At 49.5% G+C, this 24,726-nt stretch carries 38 protein-coding genes; 26 read left to right on the forward strand and 12 right to left on the reverse strand.

Annotation, left to right across the window (positions count from 1 at the left end; genetic code table 11):
- Positions 1-1,598: 1,598 nt before the first annotated feature.
- The 8 genes from mgtS to OQV00_RS12190 form a co-directional block, all read right to left on the reverse strand.
- A complete protein-coding gene (mgtS, locus tag OQV00_RS12160) occupies positions 1,599-1,682 on the reverse strand; it encodes a protein MgtS (RefSeq protein WP_088402565.1) in 84 nt (27 codons plus the stop codon).
- A gap of 29 nt (positions 1,683-1,711) precedes the next feature.
- Positions 1,712-2,998: an Arm DNA-binding domain-containing protein gene (locus OQV00_RS12165; RefSeq protein ID WP_266280425.1), complete on the reverse strand. Its 1,287-nt coding sequence runs from the start codon at positions 2,996-2,998 to the stop codon at positions 1,712-1,714.
- The gene (gene xisR, locus OQV00_RS12170; protein ID WP_044350731.1) at positions 2,998-3,213 is read right to left on the reverse strand and encodes an excisionase family protein; all 216 of its coding nucleotides are present in this window, start codon (positions 3,211-3,213) and stop codon (positions 2,998-3,000) included. Before xisR ends, OQV00_RS12165 begins: the two co-directional genes overlap by 1 nt.
- A 94-nt stretch (positions 3,214-3,307) precedes the next feature.
- A complete protein-coding gene (locus OQV00_RS12175) occupies positions 3,308-3,532 on the reverse strand; it encodes a hypothetical protein (RefSeq protein ID WP_266280427.1) in 225 nt (74 codons plus the stop codon).
- Positions 3,529-3,759: a ParE family toxin-like protein gene (locus tag OQV00_RS27250; protein ID WP_463351427.1), complete on the reverse strand. Its 231-nt coding sequence runs from the start codon at positions 3,757-3,759 to the stop codon at positions 3,529-3,531. Before OQV00_RS27250 ends, OQV00_RS12175 begins: the two co-directional genes overlap by 4 nt.
- Positions 3,760-3,763: 4 nt before the next feature.
- Positions 3,764-3,985 carry a hypothetical protein gene (locus OQV00_RS12180; RefSeq protein ID WP_266280430.1) on the reverse strand — a complete coding sequence of 74 codons (222 nt, stop codon included), beginning with the start codon at positions 3,983-3,985 and terminating at the stop codon, positions 3,764-3,766.
- 88 nt (positions 3,986-4,073) lie between these two features.
- Complete coding sequence (gene kil, locus OQV00_RS12185; protein ID WP_044350725.1) at positions 4,074-4,352, reverse strand: host cell division inhibitory peptide Kil; 279 nt, start codon at positions 4,350-4,352, stop codon at positions 4,074-4,076.
- Positions 4,345-4,455: a hypothetical protein gene (locus OQV00_RS12190; RefSeq protein ID WP_227818850.1), complete on the reverse strand. Its 111-nt coding sequence runs from the start codon at positions 4,453-4,455 to the stop codon at positions 4,345-4,347. The genes kil and OQV00_RS12190 overlap by 8 nt, the downstream gene beginning before the upstream one ends.
- A 366-nt stretch (positions 4,456-4,821) precedes the next feature.
- Between OQV00_RS12190 and OQV00_RS12195 the strand changes: the two genes are divergently transcribed.
- On the forward strand, positions 4,822-5,016 hold the full coding sequence (locus tag OQV00_RS12195; protein ID WP_074189305.1) for a hypothetical protein: 195 nt from the start codon (positions 4,822-4,824) through the stop codon (positions 5,014-5,016).
- Here the strand turns inward: OQV00_RS12195 and OQV00_RS12200 are convergent.
- Complete coding sequence (locus tag OQV00_RS12200; protein WP_085332315.1) at positions 4,982-5,200, reverse strand: hypothetical protein; 219 nt, start codon at positions 5,198-5,200, stop codon at positions 4,982-4,984. The genes OQV00_RS12195 and OQV00_RS12200 overlap by 35 nt on opposite strands.
- Positions 5,201-5,401: 201 nt before the next feature.
- Between OQV00_RS12200 and fumD the strand changes: the two genes are divergently transcribed.
- Positions 5,402-5,611 (forward strand): fumarate hydratase FumD, encoded by a 210-nt coding sequence (fumD, locus tag OQV00_RS12205; RefSeq protein ID WP_165634198.1) that lies wholly within the window; start codon positions 5,402-5,404, stop codon positions 5,609-5,611.
- 30 nt (positions 5,612-5,641) lie between these two features.
- Here the strand turns inward: fumD and OQV00_RS12210 are convergent, their stop codons facing one another.
- Positions 5,642-6,043 (reverse strand): hypothetical protein, encoded by a 402-nt coding sequence (locus OQV00_RS12210; protein ID WP_118860296.1) that lies wholly within the window; start codon positions 6,041-6,043, stop codon positions 5,642-5,644.
- Positions 6,044-6,170: 127 nt separating this feature from the next.
- Positions 6,171-6,569, reverse strand: a complete 399-nt coding sequence (locus OQV00_RS12215) for a helix-turn-helix domain-containing protein (protein ID WP_134935289.1) — start codon at positions 6,567-6,569, stop codon at positions 6,171-6,173.
- Between the two features lie 113 nt (positions 6,570-6,682).
- Here OQV00_RS12215 and OQV00_RS12220 point away from each other — a divergent pair, with 113 nt between their 5' ends.
- From OQV00_RS12220 to OQV00_RS12290, 16 genes are all read left to right on the forward strand, one after another.
- Complete coding sequence (locus tag OQV00_RS12220) at positions 6,683-6,934, forward strand: transcriptional regulator (protein ID WP_086893324.1); 252 nt, start codon at positions 6,683-6,685, stop codon at positions 6,932-6,934.
- A 3-nt stretch (positions 6,935-6,937) separates the two neighbouring features.
- On the forward strand, positions 6,938-7,351 hold the full coding sequence (locus OQV00_RS12225; protein WP_044350666.1) for a toxin YdaT family protein: 414 nt from the start codon (positions 6,938-6,940) through the stop codon (positions 7,349-7,351).
- Between the two features lie 14 nt (positions 7,352-7,365).
- A complete protein-coding gene (locus OQV00_RS12230; protein WP_136342521.1) occupies positions 7,366-7,620 on the forward strand; it encodes a hypothetical protein in 255 nt (84 codons plus the stop codon).
- Positions 7,617-8,144, forward strand: coding sequence for a helix-turn-helix domain-containing protein (locus tag OQV00_RS12235; RefSeq protein ID WP_323136597.1), 528 nt, complete (start codon positions 7,617-7,619; stop codon positions 8,142-8,144). The genes OQV00_RS12230 and OQV00_RS12235 overlap by 4 nt, the downstream gene beginning before the upstream one ends.
- 158 nt (positions 8,145-8,302) lie before the next feature.
- Entirely contained in the window at positions 8,303-8,740 is a 438-nt protein-coding gene (locus OQV00_RS27140) for a DnaT-like ssDNA-binding domain-containing protein (RefSeq protein WP_416309816.1), read from the forward strand.
- Positions 8,628-9,167: a replication protein P gene (locus OQV00_RS12240; RefSeq protein WP_136342520.1), complete on the forward strand. Its 540-nt coding sequence runs from the start codon at positions 8,628-8,630 to the stop codon at positions 9,165-9,167. Before OQV00_RS27140 ends, OQV00_RS12240 begins: the two co-directional genes overlap by 113 nt.
- Before the next feature lie 15 nt (positions 9,168-9,182).
- Entirely contained in the window at positions 9,183-9,476 is a 294-nt protein-coding gene (locus OQV00_RS12245; protein WP_049079959.1) for a FaeA/PapI family transcriptional regulator, read from the forward strand.
- Positions 9,473-9,685 carry a hypothetical protein gene (locus tag OQV00_RS12250; protein WP_136342519.1) on the forward strand — a complete coding sequence of 71 codons (213 nt, stop codon included), beginning with the start codon at positions 9,473-9,475 and terminating at the stop codon, positions 9,683-9,685. The genes OQV00_RS12245 and OQV00_RS12250 overlap by 4 nt, the downstream gene beginning before the upstream one ends.
- A complete protein-coding gene (locus OQV00_RS12255; RefSeq protein ID WP_266280449.1) occupies positions 9,678-10,454 on the forward strand; it encodes a ParB/RepB/Spo0J family partition protein in 777 nt (258 codons plus the stop codon). Before OQV00_RS12250 ends, OQV00_RS12255 begins: the two co-directional genes overlap by 8 nt.
- Positions 10,455-10,689: 235 nt before the next feature.
- Positions 10,690-11,790, forward strand: a complete 1,101-nt coding sequence (locus OQV00_RS12260) for a HEPN domain-containing protein (protein ID WP_266280452.1) — start codon at positions 10,690-10,692, stop codon at positions 11,788-11,790.
- A 525-nt stretch (positions 11,791-12,315) separates the two neighbouring features.
- A complete protein-coding gene (locus OQV00_RS12265) occupies positions 12,316-12,909 on the forward strand; it encodes a recombination protein NinG (protein WP_134935300.1) in 594 nt (197 codons plus the stop codon).
- Positions 12,906-13,550: a phage N-6-adenine-methyltransferase gene (locus tag OQV00_RS12270; protein WP_134935301.1), complete on the forward strand. Its 645-nt coding sequence runs from the start codon at positions 12,906-12,908 to the stop codon at positions 13,548-13,550. Before OQV00_RS12265 ends, OQV00_RS12270 begins: the two co-directional genes overlap by 4 nt.
- Entirely contained in the window at positions 13,547-14,137 is a 591-nt protein-coding gene (locus OQV00_RS12275) for a hypothetical protein (RefSeq protein WP_266280455.1), read from the forward strand. Before OQV00_RS12270 ends, OQV00_RS12275 begins: the two co-directional genes overlap by 4 nt.
- Positions 14,138-14,867: 730 nt before the next feature.
- Positions 14,868-15,137 carry a phage holin gene (locus OQV00_RS12280; RefSeq protein WP_103072899.1) on the forward strand — a complete coding sequence of 90 codons (270 nt, stop codon included), beginning with the start codon at positions 14,868-14,870 and terminating at the stop codon, positions 15,135-15,137.
- Positions 15,109-15,657, forward strand: a complete 549-nt coding sequence (locus OQV00_RS12285; RefSeq protein WP_100663624.1) for a lysozyme — start codon at positions 15,109-15,111, stop codon at positions 15,655-15,657. The genes OQV00_RS12280 and OQV00_RS12285 overlap by 29 nt, the downstream gene beginning before the upstream one ends.
- Positions 15,658-15,882: 225 nt before the next feature.
- The gene (locus tag OQV00_RS12290) at positions 15,883-16,347 is read left to right on the forward strand and encodes a lysis protein (RefSeq protein WP_237183932.1); all 465 of its coding nucleotides are present in this window, start codon (positions 15,883-15,885) and stop codon (positions 16,345-16,347) included.
- A gap of 105 nt (positions 16,348-16,452) precedes the next feature.
- Here OQV00_RS12290 and OQV00_RS12295 read toward each other — a convergent pair whose 3' ends face one another.
- Positions 16,453-16,782 carry a hypothetical protein gene (locus tag OQV00_RS12295; protein ID WP_103072851.1) on the reverse strand — a complete coding sequence of 110 codons (330 nt, stop codon included), beginning with the start codon at positions 16,780-16,782 and terminating at the stop codon, positions 16,453-16,455.
- Between the two features lie 670 nt (positions 16,783-17,452).
- Here OQV00_RS12295 and OQV00_RS12300 point away from each other — a divergent pair.
- From OQV00_RS12300 to OQV00_RS12335, 8 genes are all read left to right on the forward strand, one after another.
- Complete coding sequence (locus tag OQV00_RS12300; RefSeq protein WP_004218030.1) at positions 17,453-17,941, forward strand: hypothetical protein; 489 nt, start codon at positions 17,453-17,455, stop codon at positions 17,939-17,941.
- On the forward strand, positions 17,892-19,292 hold the full coding sequence (locus tag OQV00_RS12305) for a PBSX family phage terminase large subunit (RefSeq protein WP_266280464.1): 1,401 nt from the start codon (positions 17,892-17,894) through the stop codon (positions 19,290-19,292). Before OQV00_RS12300 ends, OQV00_RS12305 begins: the two co-directional genes overlap by 50 nt.
- A gap of 236 nt (positions 19,293-19,528) precedes the next feature.
- A complete protein-coding gene (locus tag OQV00_RS12310) occupies positions 19,529-20,980 on the forward strand; it encodes a DUF1073 domain-containing protein (protein ID WP_211843472.1) in 1,452 nt (483 codons plus the stop codon).
- A 55-nt stretch (positions 20,981-21,035) separates the two neighbouring features.
- Positions 21,036-21,584: a phage head morphogenesis protein gene (locus OQV00_RS12315; protein ID WP_134936537.1), complete on the forward strand. Its 549-nt coding sequence runs from the start codon at positions 21,036-21,038 to the stop codon at positions 21,582-21,584.
- Positions 21,585-21,840: 256 nt separating this feature from the next.
- Entirely contained in the window at positions 21,841-22,035 is a 195-nt protein-coding gene (locus tag OQV00_RS12320) for a hypothetical protein (protein WP_134936539.1), read from the forward strand.
- A gap of 9 nt (positions 22,036-22,044) precedes the next feature.
- A complete protein-coding gene (locus OQV00_RS12325) occupies positions 22,045-23,235 on the forward strand; it encodes a DUF2213 domain-containing protein (protein ID WP_266280468.1) in 1,191 nt (396 codons plus the stop codon).
- 11 nt (positions 23,236-23,246) lie between these two features.
- Positions 23,247-23,741: a structural cement protein Gp24 gene (locus OQV00_RS12330; RefSeq protein ID WP_266280471.1), complete on the forward strand. Its 495-nt coding sequence runs from the start codon at positions 23,247-23,249 to the stop codon at positions 23,739-23,741.
- Between the two features lie 11 nt (positions 23,742-23,752).
- A complete protein-coding gene (locus tag OQV00_RS12335) occupies positions 23,753-24,694 on the forward strand; it encodes a DUF2184 domain-containing protein (protein ID WP_104895370.1) in 942 nt (313 codons plus the stop codon).
- Positions 24,695-24,726: the final 32 nt, after the last annotated feature.

Below are 24,726 nucleotides of genomic sequence, written 5' to 3' on the forward strand. Positions count from 1 at the left end.
CTCTGTGCATCAAAAAAAACCGTATTGCGTACAAGGCCGGGCCCTGGCAACGGACGTAATATAAATACGCCTTTGCGCCTGTCATGTTTTGAGTTTGATCAATGTCACACTTTTTAGCCGTTAAGAGGCGACTCTTCTCCGGGTGAGCGGTATTTTAATAGTTAAAGAACGCATAACACTTACTTTTTTATAAATAAACATAATATCAGCGTGTCGCTTTTTATCTGTTGATAGCGATAAACGCGAATATTCTGTTGAACTAATAATCGATACCGCCCTGGGTAATTTCCCGGATAAACCCATGGACCTTCTGCAGGTTATTCGTCCCATCCCTGGGACTCACCCCTTCGGGGCCGACGTCAACGTCGTTCAAAAACGCTCCGGGCGTTTTTGTCCATGCTGGCGGCCCCGGCTCAGCGATTTTCAGCCGCGCCAGCCCCCTGCGGCATGTCCCGTTATTCCATGCTGACCATTCCGCCGCTGAAAAACCTTCAGCAAGGATATCGCAGCGTGACGGCCACGGGAGGGCAGCGCAATGCCGGGGGCAGCCGACCTTAAACGATCGGCATTAATCTGCGGGTGGCTTGATTAACAGCTGTAACAAAATGGCTTTCCCACCTTAGCGAAGATCTGGCCCGTGAAAGTGTCCACCACCAGGACCACCACCAGGACCACCGCCGGGTCCGCCTCCGTGGCCTCCCGGCGGAAGGATGCATCCGGAAAGAGACATGACTCCGCAGAGCACAAAAATGACAAGGATAATTTTTTTCATAATAAACTCCTGAACTGGCGAGCCTCAATTCCAAACCAAAAATGTGATTATTTTATGGAGAATCAATAATTCCCCTTCGCGACACACCTTAATTAGGAATATTCCATGAGGAAGCCTGGCCGCGATGTCATCAAAGCGATGTGTTGACCTGAGTGATATTTCTGCTGACTCACCGAAGGGGTGTCCAACACCGCTATTTTTCTGTTGAGAATCGACAATTAGCACTATCGCGGGGCATGAGACCTGGAAGACTAGCTCTCACGCTGTGCCTGAGGTCGGTAGGACGGCAGAGCTTCCGCGAAGGGCGGCGATAATCCTCCCCACATCGTACCGAAGTACGGCATAGCGCCAATCACCGCGTCCGAACCGAGTCGTTATGACGAAAAAATGTGGGATCTTACCGCCAGCAGAGAGAGAGCATTGTCAATGCAGGAAAGCTTTCGAAATTCGGTGGCGGGAGCGGTAGTGCGTGGTCATGCACGATGCCATTACGCCATCGAACGACATGCATTTATCTTGAATAATCCGTGAGGAGGGTCTGTTTAAAAATACGCCGGCTAGCAATGTGAGCAAAAAAGCTAGCAACGGAATAGCTATATGGGTTTTCACTGGCAAGGAATCCGATATCGCGAATAATGCTGAATAATCTACACCCTCAGTATGAAGGTAAAGTGACGATCCTCGTTGCCATCAGGGGGCCGGGTACGGCGGAAGGAATGAATTTCTCACAATGAAGCTAATACTATGTTCGGAAAGCTAAAAACGGAACGCCCCCTGGTGCAGTCAGCAACAGGGGGCGGTTACGGGTGGGGATTATCGTCGTTCATCAGTCATCCCATTTGTGGCTTAGATACGCGGCAAGAAAACCAAAGAACAGAATTGTTCCCAGTACTGCCATAAATACATGCATATTATCCAGCTTAGCCGCATGCCATTGAACTAATTGAAATTAATTTTCTTAATTTTTTCTTTGGGGCACCCATGGGGCACAGCGGTTGGCAACGTGCTGTTCAGCAGCTCTACCTGGTTGCGATCCATCCCTCCGATCCATTTTGAGTAAATCTCATAAACCATCTTGGCATTTTCGTGCCCGAGCTGGCTGGCAATGAATGACGGGTTAGCACCCGCAGTTAATAACCAGCAGGCGAATGTATGTCTCGACTGATAAGGCCGGCGAGCTCTTATGCCGGCTTTCTTTAAACCGGCGTCCCAACTGTAGCCCAGGGAGGACTTGCTGAAACTAGTGGCCTTTGTCCGGGAACGAGCGTCCGGGATAAAGACAAACCGTAAATTCTGCTGCTCAGTTAAACCATATTCCCGGTGGTTGAACGTGATTTCTGTTTTGCGAAGTGCCCCCGTTTTCTGAAACTGAAGCCGAAGAGCATCCACTGCAGGCTGTAATAGGGTGACAGTCCGATTACCAGCATCAGTTTTAGGTGGGACGAATAGCCCTTCGTTGGTTTTGTTTCTACAAACGTGGATCTCTCCTCGTTCGAGGTCTACATCTTCCCATGCAAGCGCTGACAGTTCGCCGTGACGAAGTCCCGTGTGGATTGCTACTGTCCATAACAATGCTGCAGGAGGTGGCAGCGCTTGGATGAAGGCGTAGTATTCGTCATGCAGTAGCGGATCTGGCTCTTTACGCGACCGCTTCAGCATTTTTAAACCTTCATGCGGTGTGTGACTGATGAAGTTACTGCGTTGGGCCAGCTTAAGCATCTCCGTTAGCGTGTTCATCAGCCCGTTAACGGTGGATACTGCCCGTCCTGTTTTATTAAGCCAGGGGGAGTGTGGTGATACTGACTCTCCGGTCAACAGCTGATTTCGATAATTCAGCAGGTCACTATGCTGAATGTCTGCAATATGGGTATTGCTTCCGACCACGGTCTTCAGGGTTTCTAATCTGGAGGCTATACCGCGATATGACGCTAAGGATACTTCAAGCTTCTTTGCTTTAAGGTATGTATCGCATAGCTCGCCATACGTGCGGATCATTTGCGTAGTTGTGAATTTTTGTATGGCTTTAGAGTCAGGGAAGTGCTTGGCATAATTAAAATTCCCTGACTGTATTTCACTGACAATTAGTGCACGAAGATTACCTGCTTTTCGGATATTACCATTTGATGGAGCCCATCCCCTCAAAACCTCTCTGCAACGCACTCCGCGATACAAAAAGCTAATTCTGATTCCTTTCCCATGAACTTCCACGCCAACAGGCATATCCATCACGCATCTCCAACAAGCCTGTTAATTTTTGTATAGTTGTAGAGAAGTATTGCCCTTCCTTCAGTGGCTTGAGGGTTAGGGGAGTGCTTCTTGTAATGAATGCCTTCTACCCACCTTCCTTCCCGGTAGGATTTAATTTGCCGAGGAGTCATATACATCTTCGCTACAATTCCTTTTTCCATTACCCATTCATCTTCTTGAGCAATATCGGCCATAAATAACCTCATGGCCGGGAAACTATAATCAGTATCCCGGCTTAATGTTGATTATTAGTAATCAGTTTCGGTACGGTTGCTGTAAATGATTTGCTTATCTTATGGCCTCGGACTGAAGAGTTCTGTAAGCTCGAAGCACATGAATTGCTTTGCCAGATATCACCGTTTTCAGCATAAAGAACCCGCTACTGCTGGCACGTACGCCAGGAGACATGAAGATGGCAGTATCCACAGCGCGATTGTGGCGTCTGAACTCGAATACTGTGCTGGTTATAGTTGCGGTAACAGTCGCGCCCTGATCGTTAAGTTTGATTCTCATAATTTTTGTTTCCTGACTTTAAGTTGGTTGTATTTTTCGTGGCTCATTACTTTCCAGCATTCACCATCATCTTGTGACAATAAACGCCACTTCCGGCCAACCTTTAAACTTAAGTTTCCACACTTAATTCGGCATGGGTTTATTTTGCCACTGGCATACATTTTCAAAACATTTGATGCCTTTTCATTAATGTGCGGAGGTATGTGGTTAGATGTTATTATCATCATTCACCTACCAGCGCTTATGGCTCATGTAGCCAGGTCTGGCTGGTAATGATTTTCGGAATGATGATACTACTGAGGTCAGAGTGTTTTTCTTTATCTCTTTCTCATTGCATGTCGGGCAGAAGTATTTTTCTTTACGATATGCACCTCTACCGGAAGGGCGGTATTGTAATTCTTCACGTACGAAGGAGCCACCGCAGCCGTAGCAACGAAGTTTTGGATCTTCCATTTTTATCTCCTGCCTTTCATGTAACAGGCATATTTAGATTGAGTTTATCCCTGCCAGTTAAGACATGAATAACGGTTAATGTTCATGATTAATAAAAAATATCAGTATTGATTTTTGACTGAGCCAGAAGTAAATCACCGTCAATAATGGTTAAGTCACCATATATTTCGTAGTTGCAAATTACATCATCAACTTTGAGGCTTGAGAGAAGGTTTATATGACCTGAAAGCATTCTATCTTCAGTTTGTTTGACAGAATCATATTCGTGCTTCATTGATGCCATAGCCTGAGCCCACATCACGCTATCGCCGACAGCCTGCGCGATAACCAGTTTATTTTGAGCAGACAACAAGTTTGCACTAACCATCAAACACCCCCGTAACATGCAGAATCTTGATAATCGTCGCTGACCAGGCAACAAGGCAGATAGTCAGAACGATAACCAGTGAACGAATACCGTTTCGGCTCATTTGCCACCCCAGCATGCAAAGCTGAGAACGGCGACCGCAGCCAATAAGGCGATGACCTTAACCCAGAACAGGTTCCATGCCGGCTTGTCTTCTTCTCTAATCATCCCATTACCCTCATGTGATATTGAGTACCGAACAGACTTTGCAATGCAGTGCCGGGTGCCTCCCGGTGATACCAGCCAGTTAACAACTGGTATCGGCCTGCTTTTTCCCCACAACATGAATGACCGTTGTTGTACCGCTTTAACTGAACCGCGTGCGCATAGCCGCATTCACTGCATTGCAAGGTCTGTTATTTGCCTGTCTTTTCACCACTTCAGGCTCGGTGGTATGCTGGAGTTCTCACACAACCAGCAAAGGTAAATCATGAATAAAGATGATAAGGCTTGGCTTTTGGCCGTTGTTTACGCATCAACTCAACCCAAAGAAATCACCCCTGAAGAGTTCCTTTCTGAAGTCGACCGCTCTGAGGTTGATTTTCTCTCCCTGCTTACAAAGCGTGAGGAAGAGGAAAGTGCGAAAGCGATCAAGACTTGGGAGCAACTAGGCTCTTCAAACTAATTGCCGATATAGCGGCTTCAACTACGGTTGTGGCTGCTTCTTTCACTTCATCCTTGGTTCGCCTGTCCCTCACCTTTTCAGCCACCACCACAAGAACGGTAGGTAAAACCTTCTCAATAATCAGCAGGGCAACGTCTTTGCTGCATAGCTGACCGTTAATCACTACCAGATCTTTGCTTTCCATATTCACCTCGTTAGTTAGCCCTTATCGCCGGGTAGCGGAACGTTTATCTATGGCACCGTTGATAGGTGTTGATGGGATTAATAATACAACCTGAAGTTATGTTGTCAATAACTTCAGGTTGTATTTTTTATGGTGGCATGTTTGTGTTGAAAGGCAATGCAAAGTGGTATGCTCACAAAAACATCAAATAGGGTTACTGGTATGGACTACGAAGAAGCCGCGCAACTTCGCTATCAGGAGATGTGCCGTATCGTTGGGGACGTCGTGTTTGCTATGGTCGCCGAAGGGCATGAAACCAAGCGGGTAGCCATAGCTGACGTGATAAGAACGGAGATTTCAAAGGGGATTGATAAGTGGGACTTGGATCAGATTCAGGTGATGAAACTGGCGGTAAAGCTGCTGGAGGAGTAGAGGAATATTAAAAAAATGACCCATGGCGGGTTAGCGGCGTTCTGTAACGGGTAGAAGTTTTTGTATAGCCGTTTTAAGGTCGTTTTGGTTGATAAAGATGAAAAAACCATCGTCGTAATGTGCGCATTCAACTAAAGATATTTGATATTCTTTCCAAATCTTACGGGCAGGCTCGCGTTTTTTTCTTGGGAGCATATCTAAAAAATACTCAAATTCACCATTAGATATGCCATTTCTTTCATTTGGATAATACCCGAGATCGACCGCCTCAAGTTGTTCTCTTAGCTTTTTGCGGAGGGCGTCGGCGATGGTGTTGTACTCCTTGCGCTTTTCCCCCTTAATCGCATATTGGTAACTTAGATAGCCACTTGCTGGAACAGCCACTATGGCTACAATCATGGCAGAGGTTGCTACTAAATCACTATAAATCAAGGAAATATCCTTATGTCAGATGTGTATACTTTCTCTGATTTACTATCCTCTGTCGCGTTAGCTATCTCTCTAACTAACGCAGCATGGCTTTTCTTTTTCTGGATGTTTGTAAGGCGCATGTAGCGCCTTACGCTTTATTGCCCTTTTGGGCGGCAAGCCACCGAGCAACGGTCTTATCCATAGTTTCTTTTCGCTCTTTCATCTCGTAGAGCATTTGTTGCTGATCTTCTTCCGGGAACGCATTGAAGGTTTTAAGCAGGTCTAACTGCATAGGGCCTAACTTCATTGTGTCCGGAGTCACCACCTGGTCGCCTTCGTCTGGCGGGAGCATGAACCAATATGGTGGATGTCCTGTAATCTCCGATAACTTATCGACGTTCTCCATAGAAGGGCTGGTTTTACCTTTCGCCCATTTCTGAATGGTTTGCTGCGTAACGCCCATCCTCTGGGCGAGATCTGTTTGGCTCCAATTTCTTTCCTTTAGGAGCCTGTTTATGCGGTAGGTGGTGATGTCGATGGTCTTCATTTTCATACCCAAATAATACAACCAAAGATTGTTACTTGCGATATGAACCTAAAGTTGTTGCATATCACGCCTTGAAGTTGTATTTTTAAAATGTGAATAACAGGAGATGCACCATGAAAAAAGAAATTAAAGCGCTAGTAGCACGGCGCTTCACCCAGGCCGAAATTGGTCAGCACTTAAACGTAAGCCAGCAAACTGTCTTCAAGTGGTTAAAAAAACAAGTTCCATCTGGTCGGGTAATTCCCCTCTGCCAACTAATGGGATGGGAAGTAACCCCGCATGAATTACGCCCGGATCTGCACCCAACCCCTATCAGTGGCATACCTGAAGGCGTGATTCTGCCTCAGAAACAACAAGGAGTCTGATTGATGGAAATCAAACACGAGCACGTAGAAATGGCCTTGCTGACCTGGGCGGCTGAAGTCGGTCAGGCATATGCAGCGAATGCGATTGCGGAAGAGTATGTACGCCGAGGAGGAAACCAGCTGCGCCTGGTGCCAGGGAAAACATGGGCGAATCAGCAGAATATTTTTCACCGCTGGTTGAAAGGCGAGACGGAGCAGCAGCGTGAAAAAATTCGGGTCCTTCTCCCGGCGATTTTGCGTGTTCTCCCGCGTGAAATCCGCCACCGACTGAGCATCTACGACACCATTGAACGTCGTGCGCTGCTTGCTGCTCAACACGCTATCGGAACGGCGATTGACGCTCATGACGATGCTATCGAAGCCGTATACAGCAAAGCGTATCAACCCGGTGCTGTTGAAGTAACGAAATACCACTGATTCCGGAGGTGACTATGTGTAACCAGTCTGCTGCTGAATTGATTGCTCGCCTGAAACGAGCGTATCCGGCGTATGAGCCTTCCGAGGTGGATAAAGCCAGTAATGGTATCCCTGAGGTCGGCTCTCGCTTCCAGCACAGACACAAAGGCCACATGGTGACGGTACTCACAGCGACAGCGAAAGATGTTTCCTACCGCAAAGCCTGCGGGGCTGTTGGCTGGGTGGGATTGAGAGAGTTTTTACGGCTACACAATGAGGTTTCGGAATGAGCAGCAAATTGCATGGCCTCGTATGGGAGGGTTGCGCACAGGCGGGGCTTAATATTTCCCGCGTTGCTCTGATGGCCCGCCTTGCTGATTACAGTAATTCAGACGGCGTATGCTGGCCAGCCATTGAGACCCTGATGATTGAAATTGGGGCCAGAAGCGAGACTACCGTTAAGGCTGGACTGAAGGAATTAGTGAAGGACGGATGGATTACAAAAACAGAGCGAAAAGTTGGCGGGCGAAACCTGACCAACATTTATCAAATCAACATCGAAAAACTCGAATTTGAAGCCGCTCTTGGACGCAAAAAAATAAAGGACGCAAGAGTGAAGAAAAAGTCCTCACGCTGCATACCAGTAGCGACAGAGGGCAAGGGGGCAAATATTAACCCGTCAAATAATGCCCCCTTAAATGATGGCGACAAGGGGGTAAATTCTGACCCGTCAAAAAATGACCCCTCAAATTTAAGGGGGCAAATTTTGAGGGGGTCAAAAATTGATGAAAAAGGCGATTTAACCCCCCAATAATTGCCCCCGATCCGTCATTAACTACCGATCCGTCATTAAACCCCAATAAAAACGCGCGCGAGGGGAATTCTGACGGCGAACAATCCAGGTCAGTGCCGGAATACCCTGGGCAGCCAGGAGTTAATTTCCCTGCTGCTGAGTCGTTCGGGAAATTCCCGATGACAGCCAGTTGGGTGCCGTCACCAGATTTTCGCCAGCGCGTCGCTTTCTGGGGGAAGGTTATTCCCGAGGGGCTGAACCTGAGGGCTGAGTTAAACGCCTTCATCGCCTACTGGGAGCCAGAGGGCAAAGTGTTTCACCAGTCGCAGTGGGAGCAGAAGTTCGCTAACCACCTGCAGAACGCCAAACCAACAAAACCGAGAGGTGCCACCAATGCAGGACTGGAGCCAGGTTCCACTGCAAACGCAGCCGTACAGCGAGCACATGCAGCCCGCGCCGCACAGCTCAGAGCACGAGGAGAGGGCATGGAAGTTCTGGGTTCTCATGCTGGAAATCTACTCCAACCGGTGGGAGACCAAAAACGGCTCGGCTCCGTCGGACCTGTGGATTGCTCAGATTGGGAGCTTGACCAGCGACCAGACGAGGAACGTCTGTAAAGCGCTGGTGGAGCGCTGTCGTACGGGTAACTCATGGCCTCCTGACCTTGCAGAATTTGTCACGCTGGCTGCTGATTGTTGCGGGAATGCCCTGGGGTTATCCGTGGCGGATGTTATGGCGGAATACCACCGATGGCGCAATGAAGCATACCGGTTCGACAGTGCAGATCAGTTTCCCTGGAGTCATCCGGTCTTGTACCAGATTTGTACGGAGATGCGGCAAAAGGGTGTCGATCTGCAAATGACCGAAAAGGAGCTTGAAGGGCTTGCAGCCAGGCAGCTTTCGAAGTGGGAGAAGCATGTGAGTGAGGGCAATGCGATCCCGCCAGTGCGGAAACAAATTGCAGCACCACGGCATCCCACTGGACCTACGCCAGCGGAGCAACTGAAAGCCATGGCGCTGGCAGCGAAACAGTTAAAAATTTAGCCGGGAGTTTTTTCAATGAAAACAACTAAATCCAAGAAAACACAATACAGCGGTGAAATCACGATGATCGAATTTCTCAAAGCTAACTCTGATTTGACTACGCGTGAAATCGCCACTGCGCTGGGGCGCGGCATGTCCTCAGTGAATGGCCAGCTTCGCCAGTTGCATGGAGCGGGTCAGATTGTCCAGAGCGGCCTACGCAACGGCGCAGCCTTGTGGCGCTTTAACGACATGCCGTTTGGCTGCGCGAACCGTATCCGCATGATGTTTGAAAACCTCCTGAGGGAATGTCGCGGGGTAGCTCAATGAAATTACCTGTGTGCCCTGATTGTGGCCTTCGCCCGGAATTCTGGTGGAAGGACAACTCGTTCGGCTCCTGTTTTGGTGCCCTGAAATGTCCTAATTACCATTATCGCGTTGAGCATGGTTACTGGGCTGGTGGCAAAAACAAAGCCAGACAAGCGCTGGAAGAGAAATGGATTGAAGCGGTGAATAAAAACGAGGTTAAACATGGCTAAGAATTCAATCGACGCATACGGTGCCAGCGGCAAGACAAACGTTCTGATGTTTGAACCTGAAAAGCTGCATCTTGTCACTGACAAGGCACACCCGCTTTACGATGAACGTATTCACTTACCTCTCAGTGAAGCCATGGTGCTGAACATCATGGACCAGGGTGTTCTGGAGCCGATCATTGTCTGGAAAGACCCCGAGACGGGATTGTCCTGTGTTGTCGACGGCCGTCAGCGTGTGCGCCATACACTGGAAGCCAACAAACGCCTGGCGAAAGAGGGCAAAAACCCGTTGCTGGTTCCGGCAGTCACTAAACGCGGTTCAGCTGTTCGCATGGCTCAAGCGATGGTTTCAGCTAACGAAATCCGCCAGGCCGATACTCCGTTGGGCCGGGCTAAAAAGATGGCCGACGCACTGGAGCGTGGTCACGATGAAGAGGACCTGGCGCTGATGTTCGGGGTCAGCATCCAAACCGTACGCGCAACGCTCTCTTTGTTGGATGCAACCCAGGCTGTTAGGGATGCAGTGGAGCAGGGAGCCATAACCGTAACCCAGGCTCGCCAGCTTACATCTCTCACACCAGATGAGCAGCGGGAAAAGGTCCAGCAGATCGAAACGGCAACCGCTGGCACAAGCGGGCATGAAAAGGCCCGCCGCCAGCGCCAGGTTCTCGGTGAAACAAAACGACGCCTTAAAACCCGCAAAGAAATCTCTAAGGCTCTAGAGTCAGCCACTGGGGCGTATGCCGCTGCTTTGAGATGGGTTCTTGGTTAACTTTTTAATTTTTATAACATTTTATCGCGCCACATTGAAAATAATTGATATTGTGAAAAATACTTCTTTGATTACATGCTTTGATTGAACTAATGTTGCTTTTGCCCTACGTTTTTAAATAGGAAGGGGCAATAAAAGACTAGTTTTGATTCGGCTGCGTTAATGTTTTATGGAGTGAGTGTGAAAATACGTGGTATTTAATAATAATATTTCAGGCTGATGTATGGGAGGGGCGATGTTTGAGATGGAGTTAATGTTTGTATTTGATGGCGATTCTTCAACTGTGAAGGGGAGTTCGGATGTAGTTGGCGGAATTAAAAGGAATGTCAATTTTTCTTTCGTTGGGGATGAATTTATTTATAAAGAGAGGAAGTATAATCTTAGTGTCTTGGATATGTCATCTGAAGATGATAAAAATAGAGTCTGTCTAGTTAAGGTTTTTTCATCGTCGGATGTTGAACAGACAATAGATAATGCTAGTGTTTTTATCATTCTTTGTGATGAGGTTATAAAAAATGTCAAAGAAATAAAAAATAAAAAAATCCTCCCCGTGTTAAATACAGCATGTAGTTTTTTAGCAATGAATGCATATTACATATTAAACTCAGTTGAAAACAACATGAGGAAATTAATCACGATTTTTATGACTGTTAAAGTCGGCGATGAGTGGTTTTTAGATAATATACCTCAGGAGGTTATTGACTCGATAAAAGGTGGAGATGAAAATAAAGAGGGACTGAATATACTCTTTAATGTAGATTTTATACAGATATTTTCTATGTTTTTTAGTGGGTATAAAACCATTTTGGATGATGAGTTGCATAGAAGGTTAATAAAAGGTGATATACTGGTCGATGAGATAAAGGATAGGTACCTTCCTCGTAGTAATTGGGAGCGGTATTTTTCATCTTGGGTCGGAGTTGGGTATGAGAAAACATTAAAGAAATGGAAGGTTCTTTATGAACTAAGAAATGAGGTGGCACATAATCGGTTTTTATCTTATAATTCTTTCTTAAAGATCAAAGGGATTGGTGAGGAGATTAATAAAATAACGCAATCTGCTATTGATTCATTGATTAATTTGGAAGTAACAGATAAAGAAGCTGAAGATATCCAAGGTGTAATTAAAGATATTGCACTTCAACCGTCTAAAAATAATATTTCGAAATCCTACGAGCTCAATGGAAAAGTTCTTGATTCACTCGTGCTAGGTAATGGTTCAGTCTTGCCATTAGTGCCAGTTGTAGGCGGCTTGATGGCAGCAATGATCAGTAGCTATAAAGGATCTATTATGGAAAATATGAAAAAACAGCAGGACAACAAAGGCGATAAATAACACAAAAATTAAGTTGGTTGATATATTTTGGCGAGGGTTGATATAGATTAATCAGAAATTTATCAAGTAATTATTGAGTAAGGACTTAATGGTGTCATGTATTCTCTCAAATGCCACTGCCGGGTTTGTGTGTATGACTGTCGTTAACGGGGGATATGAGAAGTATTAATTGTAGAATGAAAAGAGTTATTACTGATGAAAAAATCTTCATAGGATGGTGTCCCATAAGCGAAGAGTAATTATTATAGGCGATCCATATGCCGGGTAGTTACGTATTGGGTAGTCTTCGTGATGGCATTTATATTTTGACCCAGAATGAGAAGGGGAAGGTTGTAACCACATATGAATGCAAGATATTCTTCCGGAAGAAGAAAAAGTGATTTATACTAATCATCTCGGCTGAACACCGAATCTATGGCGCCATCACCGGAGTAAAGTGATGACGCAAAAACGCAGCAACACCATTCTACGCCGTGCCTTTGTGCGCGGTGTTTCTGTTTGTCTTTCGCGCCCAGGCGGTGCGATATGAGAGACCCCCGTCGCAGATGCAAGGCCCCCGGCTGCGGTGCCTGGTTTAACCTTACCTATTCAAATGTGTACTGGTGCTGCGAAGAGCATAAACGCCAGTACTTGTCGCTGCAGCGCGACAAGCAAAAGGCCAAGGCGCAAGACCGGTTAAAAAATAAACCCGTTCATCGTATTCGCCCTGAACTGCCAACGGCAGAAAAACCCCTCAGTCACTGGCTGGAAGTTACCGAGCGGGTTGTGAACACCCTGTGCCGTGAAACTGCCCTTGCTAATGGCGAGGGGTGCATTTCATGCGGTACTCACCAGGCTGCTGTCTGGCATGCTGGCCATTACCGGACCGTTTCCAAAGCCTCCCACCTGCGGTTTACCCGCATCAATATCAATCTCCAGTGCGATGACTGCAACGTAGGCAAGTCAGGAAACATTAAAACCTACCGCATAGGGCTGGTGGCGAAAATCGGTGAAGCCGCAGTACAGGGGCTTGATAACGACAACCGGATTCACCGCTGGACTATTGAAGAACTGGATGCCATCCGAACTGAAGCATACGCCGACTTACGCGCACTTAAAAAAGCACAGGAGGCGGCATGACTAATTCTTACTGCGAATCCCTTGCTGCTCAGCGCGTAGCGGCATCTCATAAATTAAAAGAGGTTGGCGACCAATGGCGTACCCCGGATCCGCTGTTCTGGGGCATTAATGCGATGTTTGGCCCGTTGGTTTTGGACCTGTTCGCCGACGACAGCAACGCAAAATGCCCAGCCTGGTATACCGCTGAAGACAATGCGCTGGTGCAAGACTGGTCTGGCCGCTTGGATGAACTTGGCGGCGCGGCCTTCGGAAACCCTCCATATAGCCGCTCTCAATATCACGAAAAGCAAGCCATCACTGGCATGACTCACATCATGAATTACGCGGTTGCACAACGTGAGAAGGGCGGGCGCTATGTCTTCCTGGTTAAGTCAGCAACGAGTGAAACATGGTGGCCGGAAGGTGCGGATCATGTCTGCTTTATCCGTGGGCGAATTGGTTTCGATCTGCCTGTCTGGTTTAAGCCTGCGGATGAAAAACAAAAGGCGACTAGTGCATTTTTCGCAGGTGCTATTGCTGTATTTGATAAGACCTGGCGAGGAGAGCGTTTTAGTTACATCAATCGAACAGACATCGAAGCAAAGGGCCGCGCATTTCTGACACTGGCGCTGTTTGCTACTGGCAAAGGAGAAAACGCATGACCCCACAACAGCGTCGTAAACACAATGGTGCCCTGTCAGAGGTGGCTGCCGCCGTCCATAAACGATACCTGGGGCGACCTGAATTGTTGACTGGCATTCAGTCCGCCTGGATTAAATCTCTGCTTACCATCTGGGGGGAAAGCGTATGCGGTGGTACAGCCCCCAGGAAGCCTACCAGCCATTCCTGCTGGAAGATGCAGAAGGGCATGCGCTGGTCAGACAAAGCATTAGAGCGCTTTACTGCTGCGATTGAGCAGGCAAGAGAGGAGGGGTTTAGCGGGCAGCAGGCATTAAATCGGGCGCATGCAATTCTATGGCCGAAAGCATCCAGCAGTGTAATAGATACCGCCATCCATGATGATGACGTTGATTTTGTTGAGCAATGCGTACTCAAGGCATTTGATTCAAGTGATCCAATCTACGTTGTTGGCGTTAGCTACTACACCACCCGAAAGAAGATATCCGATATCACCAGAGAGCTGCAGCGGTTAGCCCCCTGGCTCACGTCAGAACAGGCAAGGGAGCGCGTTAAATGGTGCCTTCAGATATTCAGGTCAAAGGTATTTTTATCGGCAAGAACTATCTAATCGTGATTATTTTGGAAAAATAACTTGAATTTCACCCAGGAAGTTAGATAATTCATTTATGCTTGGCAGAGCTGCGCCACTCGGCAGCGACAAAAAGCGACAATTTGAACATAACGAGAACCCCGCCAGTGCGGGGTTTTTGCTTTCCGGCGATACGACAGGGGTATTCGCGAGATGCATTGCATCAGTACCCCTGTCACATCGTCGTAGAGCATTGAAACGAGTTTCATCAGATGTTAAATTTATGGTGTGGTGAATCCCCCTATGCGGAGGGGCATTGCCAGTCTGATATGTTTTTTTGCGCATTGCGAGTCGTCTGTGGACTGGCGGCGACTTACCGGGAGGCACCCGGCACCACACTCCATGTTTTTCTTGTTTTACGTACTATACTTTTTGTGTGGTTGCATCGTTTCGCTAAATCCTGAAATAACGTGCATAAGACGTTGTGGCAGAGCTGGCGGTGTAACCTCCACTGAACAAACTACCATTTTGCCCACTTCGACGAGTGGGCTTTTTTTTGCTCAGACATATAAAGGCCGCGCATTTGTTCGGCCTTTTCTATTTGTGCCGCCAGAACGTCACTCACTCTGTGTGTTGTCGCAAATCCATCTGGTGGCCATTCCCTATACAGGGCTCACCGGCGACGGCTCATAACCCAATCGTCGGGCGCTTGCGCAGATCCCGCCTATTTCCTTAACACAGCGCCATCCGTAACCACGGGGGTGAGGCTATGACCAAGATGAGCACCATTTACAGCAGACTCTCATACGGCACCGGGACCGCATTAACGGGCTGCGGTGTTTCAGCAAAGGCGTATGCCAACGTATCGAAAACAGAGGTATGGATTTTGGCTGACAAAGTGGCGGGTATGAGCCTGAGTGACTGGGCGATCGTTGTCGGTATTGCATGCACTGTTATTACCTGCGGCGTGAACTGGTATTACCGGCGAAAGGAACGGGAGGATCGGCTGAATGGCTATGTCACCAAAGCTGAGGAATAAACTCAGCGCGGCCATGCTGGCGCTAATTGCCGCTGGTGCATCGGCGCCGGTCCTGATGGACCAATTCCTGAATGAGAAAGAGGGCAACAGCCTGACGTCATACCGTGATGGTTCTGGCGTCTGGACAATTTGCCGCGGAGCTACCCGGGTTGATGGCAAGCCTGTAACGCAGGGCATGAAGTTAACGCAGGCCAAGTGCGATCAGGTTAACGCCATTGAGCGGGACAAGGCGCTGGCGTGGGTAGACCGGAATATCAAGGTTCCTCTGACGGCACCGCAAAAAGTCGGTATCGCGTCATTCTGTCCCTACAACATCGGACCTGGTAAATGCTACCCCTCTACGTTCTACAAACGAATCAATGCCGGTGACCGCAGAGGCGCGTGTGAAGCGATCCGTTGGTGGATTAAAGACGGAGGCCGCGACTGCCGGCTGACAAAAGGCCAGAAAAACGGCTGTTACGGTCAGGTTGAGCGACGTGACCAGGAAAGCGCGTTGACGTGCTGGGGGTTAGACCAGTGATAAATTCGGTGAAGCCATGAAGACTAAGTTTGAGCATTCTGTTGCGCATTTTTCCAAAGACCTGAAACCCAGCCATGGGCCTCAGAAATGGCCTTGGTGGCGTTTGGTTTCCTTCAGTCTGGTACCAATCACTGTCTATAGCCCGTCATATGGTTTGCGTCTGTGGATTTATACCCGCTGGGGCGCTGGCTACGTTGGCATTTATATAGACAGGCGCGCAAAACGATGAGCCGCTTAACCGCAATTATCAGCGCAGTGGTTATCTGCCTGATAGTCAGCCTTGGGTGGTTGGCTAATCATTACCACACCAACGCCACTGAGTTTAAAAGGCAGCGCGACGAGAAAGTGAAGGCGCTCGACCTGGCGAACTCCACCATCACCGACATGACAACCCGCCAGCGTGACGTTGCTGCGCTTGATGCGAAGTACACGAAGGAATTAGCCGATGCAAAAGCTGAAAATGATGCTCTTCAGCGCAAGCTTGATAATGGTGGCCGGGTGCTCGTCAAAGGCAAGTGTCCAGTGTCAGCCACAACCCAAACCGCCGGCTCCGCCAGCATGGGCGATGATGCCACCGTCGAACTCTCTGCAGTTGCTGGACGAAACGTTCTCGGTATCAGGGCCGGCATCCAACGAGATCAGACGGCCCTGAAGACGCTGCAGGAGTACATCAACACTCAATGCAATTGAGATAGCACTTCACCATTCCCATAAGAAAAATGGTAAATGCGGCCATAAGAGCCGTTCTCATCCTTTATTGCATTGTAAGCAGAATGCAAAGACTAGCTGTTTTAGCTACTTTAATTTCGATTTCAACAGGTTGCGCATCTCTTTTTTGGCTCTATGAGTAAATTCGTCTTCATTCTCATTGGCTTGAGGATTACCAATTTTATCTTGAAGCTCGTCAAGAAATTTTTCATCGGTCACCAGTTCAGCAGCTTGATTGGCAAAATCAGATTGCTTATCTCCACCAATGCCTAACGCTCTGGGACTTATACAAGAGATTTTGGTGTAAATCTCAGTTGCCAGAGCAGTAGATGCAGTAGATTGTGTTGTCGAATGGTCTGGAAGCTGTTTATTAGCTCCGGAGATGACATTGCGCACCACATCTTTAAGCTTCACCATGCTTCACCTCATTTTTGCTATCGCGATAATACTTGCGAAAAATTCCTTCAAATGCATCAACAAGGATGTTGATGATTTTATCTTTCTGCTCGTTGCTTAGGCCTGCCCATATGGAGGCAAAAAAACCGAAGATTTTCAGAAAAATGTTTATCACTGCAATACCTCATGGCTGGATGATAGGAGCATCATTAATAAGTATCTTGCATGCCATTACTTTGAATAAAAATGACATTACTTCACAAATACAGATATTGGATAACGCTTACAAGTGTTTTCAGTAGATTAATTGATATCACAAAGGCCACCTTTATGGAGGGCGGTTCATTAACCGGGTGGCTTTATTAATGGCTTTAACCACAGGAACAGAACCATGGCAACACCGGACTGGGAGGCCATCGAGTCGGCATACCGGGCCGGAGTCCTTGTTCTCCGTGATATAGGCGAGCAAAACGGCGTTACTGAAGGGGCTATCAGGAAGAGAGCTAAAAAGTTTGGTTGGGTACGCAAGACAGGTACGCAGGTACGCAAAAATGGTACGCAAGCCGGTACGCAAGCCGGTACGCAAAAAGGAAAGGTGCGTACTACCGTAAAGCCCGCCCGCTCTGGCGGTACGCAAAAAAGTACGCAACCAAAAGCCGAACCTCCACCAGATACGAAACCGATACGCGGGGTGCGTACCGATCCTCCGACCAACCCATTCCAACCCGGCAACCAGCAGGCGTTAAAGCATGGAGGTTACGCCCGCCGCCTTCTGCTTAAAGATGAGGTCATTGAAGACGCGAAAGCGTTGACACTCGAAGACGAATTATTTCGCCTTCGGGCTAACAACCTTGTCGCCGCAGAGAATATTGGCCGGTGGTTGACCAAGCTGGATGATGCTGAAGGGGACCAGGAAAGAAAGGTGTTGATGGAAAATATCAGTGCCGCCGAGAAGGCGATGATGCGCAATACCGTTCGTATTGAGTCCATCGTCGGCACGCTTGCGACGGTAGGCAAAATATTTGCTGATACGGACTATCGCAAGGCTGCTACTGATAAGGTGTCGCTGGAGGCCGATCGTCTTCGCCGTGATGCAGGTATTGATGATGGCAACGGAGAGCGTGACCTCAATGACTTCTACTCTGACATCCAAACCGACGCTGAATCCGGTCCTGCGTAGCTTCTGGACGACGCAGGCGCGTAACAAAGTGCTTTATGGTGGCCGGTCATCGTCAAAATCGTGGGATGCCGCTGGCATAGCCATATTTCTGTCGAATAAATACAGCCTGCGCTTTTGTTGTGCACGTCAGATCCAGAACAAAATTGAAGAGTCGGTGTATACCCTGCTCAAAATTCAGATTGACCGCTTTGGCCTGCGGCATCGTTTCCGCATTCTGAACAACAAAATCATTAACCGGGTGACCGGGTCTGAATTCGTCTTTTATGGGCTCTGGCGCAACATTGAAGAGATTAAGTCTCTGGAAGGTATCAGCGTTCTGTGGCTTGAAGAGGCCCACGCGCTGACGGAATACCAGTGGAAGATACTGGAGCCTACCATCCGTAAAGAGGGCTCAGAGTGCTGGTTTATCTTTAACCCCGGACTGGTGACTGATTTCGTGTGGCGTAACTTTGTGGTCGATCCGCCAGAAGATACGCTGATACGCAAAATCAACTACGATGAAAACCCCTTTTTGTCCGACACTATGCTGAAGGTTATCGAAGCCGCTAAGCGCCGGGATCCGGATGGGTTTAAGCATGTCTACGAAGGCGTGCCAGAGTCGGATGATGATGCGGCCATTATCAAGCTGTCATGGATTGAGGCGGCCGTTGATGCCCATAAAGTCCTTAATTTCGAGCCGAGCGGGCGCAAGCGTATTGGCTTCGACGTTGCTGATAGCGGCGCCGATAAGTGCGCTAACGTCTATCGTCACGGCTCCGTCGTGTACTGGGCGGATGAGTGGAAGGCGAAAGAAGACGAATTGCTGAAGAGCTGCCAGCGTACCTATCAGGCGGCACTGGAGCGTGATGCTGATATCGTCTACGACTCAATCGGCGTTGGGGCATCTGCTGGCGCGAAATTCTCAGAAATTAATGAGGATCGTAAGCGCGAAAACATGAATGCATCCCGCATCAACTATCAGCGTTTCAATGCTGGCGCTGGTGTGAATGAGCCGGACTACGAATATATTGGCATCCCGAACAAGGATTTTTTCGCCAACCTCAAAGCGCAAGCCTGGTGGCTGGTAGCGGATCGCTTCCGTAACACCTTCAACGCGGTAAAGAACGGCGAGAAGTACCCGGTAGATGAGCTGATTAGCATTGACTCATCCTGTCCGCTGCTGGAAAAGCTCAAGCTGGAACTTACCACCCCGCACCGTGATTTTGACAAGAATGGTCGCGTAATGGTGGAGAGCAAGAAAGACCTCGCTAAGCGTGATGTTCCGTCACCGAACGTGGCTGATGCATTCATTATGGCATTCGCCCCGACTGATACGGCAATGGATATCTGGGAAGCCCTGGGAAGAGGTTAAACATCAGGAAATAGCCACCTCACGCCGAAAAATCCCTATTCACTTTTTGACCCTGTTTATGCACGTTTTATTCACGCACTTTCTGCTACTTATCCTGACGAAATAAGCCTTTGGCGGACATTTCATCATGGGAGGGATCCGGCTGGTGCGGGTAACAGTCATTATGTTAAATCGGGCCATTTTTTAACAAATTATCTGATCCGTCACGGGTATCGAAAAACCGGAGCATCATCACCATGGCGAAAAAAACGGGACGAGTCGCCACGGCGGATTCGTACGATAACTTTATGGCCCGCGTCGGCATGCAGCAGCCTAACCAGCACGCTGCATCGACATATCGGGCGAACTATACCAGCCGTAACCGGTTGCTGATTGAGTATGCGTACCGCTCCTCTTGGATTATTGGCGCCGCTGTCGATTCGAAAGCGGACGACATGACCAAAAAGGGCGTTCGCATTACCAGCGAGATTGACCCGAAACGTCGGGGAGTGCTGGAGTCACGCTTTGATGAGCTACAACTGTGGGACTGCATCAACGAGACGTTGAAATGGTCCCGGCTATATGGCGGGGCTGTTGCACTGATCCTTATTGAAGGGCAGGCACCGTTAACGCCTTTGATGTTGGATAAGGTCGGCAAGGGAAGTTTCAAAGGGCTGGCCGTCCTCGACCGCTGGATGATTAATCCGCAACTGACCAGGCGCATAAAAGCGCTTGGGCCCAACCTCGGCAAGCCAGAGTTCTACGATATTGTGACGACGGCGCAGGGGCTGCCTGCCTGGACAGTTCATCACAGTCGCCTGATCCGCATGGATGGCGTGAAACTGCCGTACCAGCAGAAAATCACCGAAAACGAATGGGGTATGTCCATTGTTGAGCGTATTTTCGACCGTCTGACATCCTACGACAGCACCAGTGTTGGCGCAGCCCAGCTCGCGTATAAGGCGCATCTTCGAACAGTTAAGATTAAAAAGTTACGTGAAATTATCGCTTTGGGCGGCAAGCCATTCGAAGCGCTGATCAAAAACATGGAAATGGTCCGCCAGTTCCAGACGAATGAGGGGATGTCCCTCTTTGATTTGGAGGATGAATTTGAAACTCATTCTTATTCTTTCGCGGGCCTCTCTGATCTCCTGGGGGAGTTTAAAGAGGATATCGCGGGTGCTGTTGGTATCCCTCTTGTTCGCTTGTTCCGACAGTCACCAAAGGGGTTTTCAACCGGCGATGCTGATTTGGCGAACTACTACGATGACGTGGGGACGCTGCAGGAGCGAGATTTACGGCCTCACATCCGCTTGCTATTCGATGTACTGCATCGCTCGGAGTTTGGTGAGCCGCTGCCGGACGATTTTACTTTCGAGTTTAATCCGCTGTGGCAGATGAGTGACACCGACCGATCCACGGTGGCGACCAATACCGCCAATGCCCTGGCAACGGCTGTGCGCGATTTGGGCATGTCTCCAGCAGCTGCGCTGACTGACCTACGCGAACTGGCCGATGTAACAGGCATTGGGGCATCAATTACTGACGAGGATATCCAGAATGCGGCGAAACAGTGGGAGGAGACTGAATCTGAAACCCAACCTCCGCCGCCGGTCGGAACGCCAGTATCAGAAAAGCCTACTGGCGATAGTCGACCAGATAAACCAAATCGTAACGGGTTCATACGATGGTTCACAGGCAAGCGCTGAGAGCATTGCTAAATCTCTGGTTGACTACTCCGGGGTGATTGACGACTGGGCCGAAATGGTCGGACGAAAGATGTTTGCCCAGGTAGAGCAGGAAGAATGGAACCAGTGGCGGTCTGTCTCGGAAGAAATTTCCGCTGGTCTGCGTGACGTGATTGGTAACACTCCTGTCGGCATGGTCGCACAGGACATCGTGTACCGGCAGATTCGCTACATGAAGTCTCTGCCATTAGAGGCTGCTGGCAGGGTCAGGGAAATCCAGGAGCGTGCGATACAGGCGGTTATCAACGGCGAGCGACCTGACCAGCTCTACGAGATGATTATGCAGTCCGGCGATGTAGCGGCCAGCAGGGCGCGAATGATAGCTCGCACTGAGATTGGCCGCGCTACTGGCGCACTGACACAGGCACGGGCTCTGGCAGTCGGATCGGAGGGCTACTGGTGGCGCATTGAGGGTGCTGGCACCCGGCCATCACACCGCAAAATGAAAGATAAGTTCGTGCGCTGGGATAACCCGCCGACTCTCGACGGCATGACCGGACATGCCGGGTGTCTGCCTAACTGCAAATGTTGGTCGGAAGTGCAGATTCCTGACCCGGGAAAATGAAAAAACAGCGGCTATCCCTGTCATTCTGGCTGAAGCCCAATACCCGCAAAATGTTACGAAAATGTTGCGTTCAAAAAAGCTGAATTTCCGGCTGGAAAACTGCTGGTTATGAGGCTCTAACAGGACATTTCAATCCAGTCCATTTTTGGTGGTGCGGGTAAGAACCATTATGTTAAATAGCCCGCTATTTTGAACAATTAACCCTTTACCGAAGGTCGCCTCTGAGCGGCCTTTTTTGTTGCCCGAAGAGGTGAGAATGAAAAAGGTCCATATCGAATCAAAGCGAGCCGGCGACCGCAGGATTATCGAAATATCGATAGGCGGCATCACCGCGCGTTATCGCGCCGCTGGCGAGATCCAAGAGTTAAAAGCCACAGGTCGCGGTAACGTCCGCCAGGTTAAGGCGCTGCTCCGTGAGTTTATTCGCAACGCTGACCCCGCGCTCATTTAGCGAGGCACCATGAAATATTTCTTTAAAACCCGCCTGGGGAATACTCGCTTCCAGCTCGCTGATGGCTCGGTGCTATTCAAAGACGTACCGATCGGACGCACTGGAGAGCAGGTCTACGGCGCGGAAGAATTGCCGGGGATTGAGCCAGATACTCAGGGGTTGATCGTCGTTCGCCGGACTCCAGAAGAGGTATTTAGTGAGCGCACAATAGCCTCTTTTGAGGGGATGGCAGTCACTATCGGTCATCCGAAAGATTTCAACGGCAACATCATTTTCGTGACGCCAGAAAACTGGCGCCGACTGGCAAACGGCCATATTCAGAACGTCAGGCGCGGTAGCGGAGATCAGGCAGACCTGCTCCTGGCTGACGTTATCGCAAAAACACCGGAAGCTATCCAGGCGGTGGCAGATGGTGATGACGAGGTTAGCTGCGGGTATGACGCAGACTACCGCCAAATCTCGCCGGGTATCGCGGAGCAGTACGCGATCACCGGTAATCATCTGGCTTTCGTCCCTAACGGGCGGGCCGGTTCTCGCTGCGCACTTGGAGATAGCATGCCAAATAAAGCCAAAAACTGGTGGGAGCGCCTTGTGCGCGCTCGTAAAACCAACGACGCCGCCGAAATGGCGAACCTTATTGATAATCCACCAGAGAGCGTTACGGGTGATGATGACGTGAGTTCGACGCTTACGCCTGGTGGGGTGGTGATTAATCTCTCACCTCAAAGCCCGCTGCCGGGTCCAGCTCTTCCGGGGACCGGTGATGCAGAAGAAATTCCCGACTGGGGTAAGGCGCTGATTGAAGCGGTTGCCAAACTCACCCCGGCAGCTGCGACCGGCGATGAGGATGAGGAGGAGAAGAAAGAGGAAGAGGGTGCGGTTACCGGCGATGCCGCCTATCGTGCCGATCTGATTCAGCCAGGCATTCAGTTGCCCGCCAAAGCAAAGCCTACCGCATTCAAGCGCTCAGTGCTGGCAACTGCCGATCAGGCGATGGTGCGCTCTATCGTTGGTGATGCCGATATCACCAAACTGAAAAAAGCTACGGTAGATATGGCATTTAACGCTGTATCTGAACTGGCGAAGAATCGCAATACCGCGGCTAAAACTACCGATAGTTTCCGCTCTATCAACTCCAACACCACTAAAACCATCGCGGAGATTAACGCTGCCGCGAAGGAACTCTGGGCTAAACGCTAACGAGGCATTCAATGGATAACACTTTTCTTTACCGGATGCCTGCGGGCATCGCCGGGGCAATCTCACGTCCGCAGGATCTGACGGTTGAACCTCAGACCCTGGACAGCGCGAAGGCATTTGCTGCGTACGGTCTGGCCGGGAAGTTCTCGGCTGGCAAGTTTGTGCCGATCGAGGCGGCCGATACGGCTGCTGTTGTGGTGGGTATCTATGTTCGCCCATATCCGACAGCGTCCCAGCCCGACAAAGTCCGTCAGATTGGCACCGGCTTTAACTTCGCGGGTGACTGCATGAAGCGTGGCTATGTGACGGTGAATCTCGGTGTTGATGCCAGCTCTGTCGCACTTGGCGGTGCTGTGTATATGCGTGTGGCTACTCCGACCGCATCCAGCCCGCTGGGTGCCTTCCTGGCTGCCGCAGATGGCGCCAATACCGTACAAATCACTAACGCTTACTTCAATGGCCCTGGCGACACCAGCGGCAACATTGAGCTGGCCTTAAATATTTAAGGAAATCGCAAATGCCAATGACATTTGACCAGGCCACCATTGACAGTTCTGGTGCCTTTCTCGTCCATGAGCTGGAGCGCCTCGACCAGACGCTGAATCTGCCGCTGACCTCCCAGACATGGAGCCGAGATATTCAGCTGCGTGAAGACGTTTCTATCGCTGACGAAATCAGTTCTTTCACCAACACCACCTTTGCCGCTGCCGGTACACCTAACGCCAACGGTAAAAACTGGATCAGCCCGCTGGCGACTGCGATTGCTGGCATTAACGTTGATATCGAGAAAAAAGGCTTCCCGCTCGAATTGTGGGGCATGGAGCTTGGCTGGACCGTTATCGAACTGAATGCCGCGGCACAGGTCGGGCGTCCTATCGACACCCAGAAGTACGATGGCATGCAACTGAAATGGAACATGGATACCGATGAGCAGGTTTATATCGGTGATTCGGCAAAAGGCGCTAAGGGTCTGCTTAACCTGGTTCAGGTGACGCCGACGAACGCGACAAAAACGTGGGCCAACTCAACTGCCGACGAAATCCGCGCCAGCATTAACCAGGTACTGAGCAATGCATGGGCTCGCTCCGCTTACTCCAAAGTGCCGGAAGACCTGCTGATCCCGCCTGAGCAGTATTCATTCATTGCGAGCACCATTGTTTCCAGCGCCGGTAACCAGTCTCTGCTGACCTATCTGGAGACGAACACTATCGCCTACCACCAGAACGGCAAGCCGCTGAACATTCGCCCGGTTAAATGGATGAAAGGTCGCGGTGTGGGCGGAACTGATCGCATGGTGGCCTACACCAACGATAAGAAGTTTGTTCGCTTCCCGATGGTTCCGCTGCAGAGCGTCCCGATCCAGTATCGCGGCCTGTATCAGCTGGTGACCTACTACGGCAAGTTGGGTGCGGTAGAGCCGGTTTACCCGGAAACCCTGAACTACATGGATGGCATTTAATCCAGATACAGCCCCTTCACAGGGGCTTTTTT

This window comes from Klebsiella sp. DY2415, from assembly GCF_026314315.1.
In the GTDB taxonomy this organism is placed as follows: Bacteria; Pseudomonadota; Gammaproteobacteria; order Enterobacterales; family Enterobacteriaceae; genus Klebsiella; species Klebsiella ornithinolytica.